Origin of the sequence: Glycomyces arizonensis DSM 44726, assembly GCF_000482705.1 — a bacterium.
Lineage (GTDB): Bacteria > Actinomycetota > Actinomycetes > Mycobacteriales > Micromonosporaceae > Glycomyces > Glycomyces arizonensis.
Genome location: NZ_AXWO01000047.1, coordinates 1 through 3,708, shown reverse-complemented (window position 1 = coordinate 3,708; position 3,708 = coordinate 1). Strand labels below are relative to the sequence as shown.

General features: G+C 69.8%; 3 protein-coding genes. All 3 read right to left on the bottom strand.

Annotation, left to right across the window (positions count from 1 at the left end):
- The coding region (locus H613_RS0120540) for an ABC transporter ATP-binding protein (RefSeq protein ID WP_026925256.1) at window positions 1-496 on the bottom strand (496 nt) is incomplete at its 3' end.
- A gap of 345 nt (window positions 497-841) precedes the next feature.
- Window positions 842-3,379 (bottom strand): ABC transporter permease, encoded by a 2,538-nt coding sequence (locus H613_RS0120535; protein WP_026925255.1) that lies wholly within the window; start codon window positions 3,377-3,379, stop codon window positions 842-844.
- Between the two features lie 2 nt (window positions 3,380-3,381).
- The coding region (locus H613_RS0120530; RefSeq protein WP_026925254.1) for an ATP-binding cassette domain-containing protein at window positions 3,382-3,708 on the bottom strand (327 nt) is incomplete at its 5' end.

Genomic DNA, 3,708 nt, shown 5'->3' with positions numbered 1-3,708 from the left:
AGACGACCTCGGGGCGGGAGGCGAGGGCGCGGGCGCAGGCGACGCGCTGCTGCTGGCCGCCGGACAGCTCGGTCGGCTTGTGGCCGAGCCGGTCGCGCAGGTCCAGCACCTCGATGATGCGGTACAGCCAATGCGGGTCGGCTTTGGCGCCGGCGATCGCGGCGGGCAGCGTGATGTTCTCCTCGGCCGTCAGCGTCGGCAGCAGGTTGAACTGCTGGAAGATGAAGCCGATCTTGTCGCGGCGCAGTTTCGTCAGCGCCTTGTCGCCCAGGCCGGTGATGGTGGTGTCGCCGATGGCGACGGTGCCCCGGTCGGTGGTGTCGAGCCCGGCCAGGCAGTGCATGAGCGTCGACTTGCCCGAGCCCGAGGGGCCCATGATGGCCGTGAACGCGCCGGCATTGAACTCGACCGAGACGTCGCGCAGCGCGACGACCTGCGCCTCGCCCGAACCGTAGGCCCGCCAGAGGCCGGAGGCGGTCACCGCCGCGCGGGTCACGGGAGGGGCTGGGGGATATGCGAGTGGCACGGGATCGCCTCTTTCTGGGTCAGTGTTCCCTTTCGGATGACCACAAGGCTATTGAGCTGGGGGAGTGGCGGCTTCGGCCCGCGGACCGGACTTCGGCTCCTCCCGGAGGCGGAGCCCGCGCCGCGCGCTCGGCCGAATGGCGGAGGCGATCGCCCGGACGTGGTCGCCCGGGGGAGTGGTCCGCGTCGTGCCTCGGCAACGGCGATCAGGGGTTCGATCCGCTCTTGGGCGCGCCTTTTCCGGACCGGTGGGCAAGGCGAGGGGGCGGCGCCGGGCGCCGCCCCCTCTTATTCCGGTTTCCTTTTGAGAGTGAAGTTATTCGTAGGCGATGGCCCCCAGCACGTTGAGCTTCGCGGCCCTCGCGGCCGGGGCCAGCGCGGCGAGCAGGCCGACGACGATCGACACGACCAGGTAGGCGATGATCAGCCCCCACGGCAGCGCGAACTGCGTCAGCCCCTCGGACTCGAGCGCCTGCTGGACCGTCCAGCCCAGACCGATGCCGACCGCGATGCCGAGGACGGCGCCGAACAGGCAGATGATGATGCTCTCGACGGTGATCATCCGCCACGCCTGGCCGCGGGTCATGCCCACTGCCCGCAGCAGCCCCAGCTCCCGCGTCCGCTCCAGGACCGACAGGATCAGCGTGTTCACCACGCCGATGATGGCGATGATGATGGCCAGGGCCAGCAGGATCTGCACGGCACCGACGAGGTTGTCGAGCCCGCTGGTCTGCTGCTCCACGAACTCGGCGTTGTTGGTGACGCCGACCTCGGGCTCGTCGGCCAAGGCGCTCTCGACCTCGTCCTGGACGGTCGCGACGTCGGCGCCGTCCTCGACCTCGATGTAGGCCTGCATCGGCTTGGGAATGGTGAAGTGCTCGGTCTGCTCGGGCGCGACCCACCAGCCGTTGGTCAGTTCGTAGCCGTCGAGGATCGCGACCACTTCCAACGTGGCGGTCGTGCCGTCGCCGAACTCGGCGTCGACGGTGTCGCCGAGCGCCAGGCCGTTGTCCTCGGCGGTGCCCTCGTCGATGACGACCGCGTCGGGGCTCAGGTTCTCGACAGAGCCCTCGGCGACGGTACTGCCGAAGACGTCGAGGCTCGCCTCCAGGTCCTGACTGGACGACAGCGCGGCGCTCTCGCCGTTGATCTTCGCGCTGAAGAAGTCGGCGTAGACGTCGCCGACGGTCGCCACCCCGGGCAGGGCCTTGATCTCGTCGAGGGTCTCGGGCGAGAACGTCGGGACGTTCGCCCCGCTCTGCGCGCCGCTGACGATCAGATCGGAGTTCAGGTTCAGCTCGAGCGCCTCGGAGGTGGTGGCCTTGAGGCTCGACACGATGGTGGCGATCCCGGTGATGAGGGCGACGGCGATCATCAGCGCCGAGGCGGTGATGGCGGTCCGCCTCGGGTTGCGGCCGGCGTTGAGCTTGCCGAGCTTGCCCGAGAACGACCACGACATCAGCGCGCCGAGTCCCGCCACCAGCGGCCGCGAGATGATCGGCGTGAGCATGGTGACGCCGACGAACGCGATGCCGACGCCGGACATGACGCCGACGATCGTGTTGTCGCCGAGGTTGTCGGTCAGGCCCAGTGCGATGAGGACGGCCCCGACCAGCGTCACGACCGAACCGGCGATGGTGATGGTCCGCAGCGGCTTGGGCGGGTTGACCGCCTCGCGCATGGCCGCCACCGGCGGCACTCCGGAGGCCTTGACGGCCGGGGCCAGCGCCGAGAGCACCGTGACGCCGATGCCGACCACGAGCGCCCAGGCGACCGTGGGAGGCACCGTGAACTGCACGGGGAGCCCGCTGAACATGAACTCGCCCACCGCCAGCGACAGGGCCCAGCCGAGCAGCAGGCCCAGCCCCAGGCCGATGAGGGAGGCGATGACGCCCACGATGAGCGCCTCGGTCAGCACCGACCCGACCACCTGGCCGCGTCCGGCGCCCATGGCCCGCAGCACCGCCAGCTCGCGCTGGCGCTGGGCGACGATGATCGTGAAGGTGTTGATGATGAGGAACACCGACACGAACACGGCGATGAGTCCGAATCCGAGGAAGATGTAGCCCATGACGTCGGCGATGACCGCGAAGCTCTCGGCGGCCTCCTCGCTGGCCTCGGCGCCGGTCTGGACCTTGTACTCGCCTTCGCCCAGGGCCGCGTCGATGTCGTCGGTGGAGAAGTCGCCGTAGACGTAGACGCTGGTGAAGGTGTTCTCGCCGGAGGTGATCAGCCGCTGGGCCTCGGCGGTGGTGAAGGCGGCCTGGGTCTCGCCCGCGAGCGAGTCGCGGCCGCCGGCGAACCCGTAGACGCCCACGATGGTGTAGTCGGCGCGGTCGGCGGTGTAGGAGTAGGCGGTGACGGTGTCGCCGATGTCGAGCCCGGAGTCGGTGACGAACTTGGCCGAGACGGCCACTTCGTCGTCGGCCTCGGGGCCGCGGCCCTCGCGCATGTCGAAGTACTGCTCTTGGCCTTGGAGGGATTCCCAGTTCATGCCGATGGTGGGCGCGAAGGTCCCGACGAGCTTGCCGTTGGAGCCGATGGCGTTGACCTGCCCCTCGACGGCGCCGTCGGCGCGGTCGACCCCGTCGACGCCGCGGATCTGCTCGACCGCCTCGGCCGGGATGCCGCCCACGGAGGCGTTGTAGGACTCGTCGAACTCCGCGGACTCGGGGGAGACGACGCCGTCGACGCCGGTGTAGGCGTCGGTGATGACGCCGCCGACCGACTTGTCCATGGTGGAGGTCAGGACCATCGCCGCGGCGACGAACATCGTGCCGAGCACGACGGCGAGGCTGGTGAGGACGAGCCGGGCCTTGCGGCTGGCCATGCCTTTGAGAGTGGCGCGCAGCATGGTCAGGCGGCCTTCCGCTCACTGCTGGCCGCGACGAGCTCTTCGAAGTGCTTCATCTTGTCGATGACGGCGTCGGCCGTCGGCTCGCTCATGTCGTCGACGATCTGGCCGTCGGCCAGGAAGATGACGCGGTCGGCGTAGGCGGCCGCGGTGGGGTCGTGGGTGACCATGACGATGGTCTGGTCGAAGTCGTCGACGCTGGTGCGCAGGAACTTGAGGACCTCGGAGCCCGAGCGGGTGTCGAGGTTGCCGGTGGGCTCGTCGGCGAAGACGACCTCGGGGCGGGAGGCGAGGGCGCGGGCGCAGGCGACGCGCTGCTGCTGGCCGCC

Bases quoted from the DNA above. Each gene is read 5' to 3' on its own strand.
- H613_RS0120535 (WP_026925255.1), bottom strand. From the start codon at position 3,379: ATGCTGCGCGCCACTCTCAAAGGCATGGCCAGCCGCAAGGCCCGGCTC.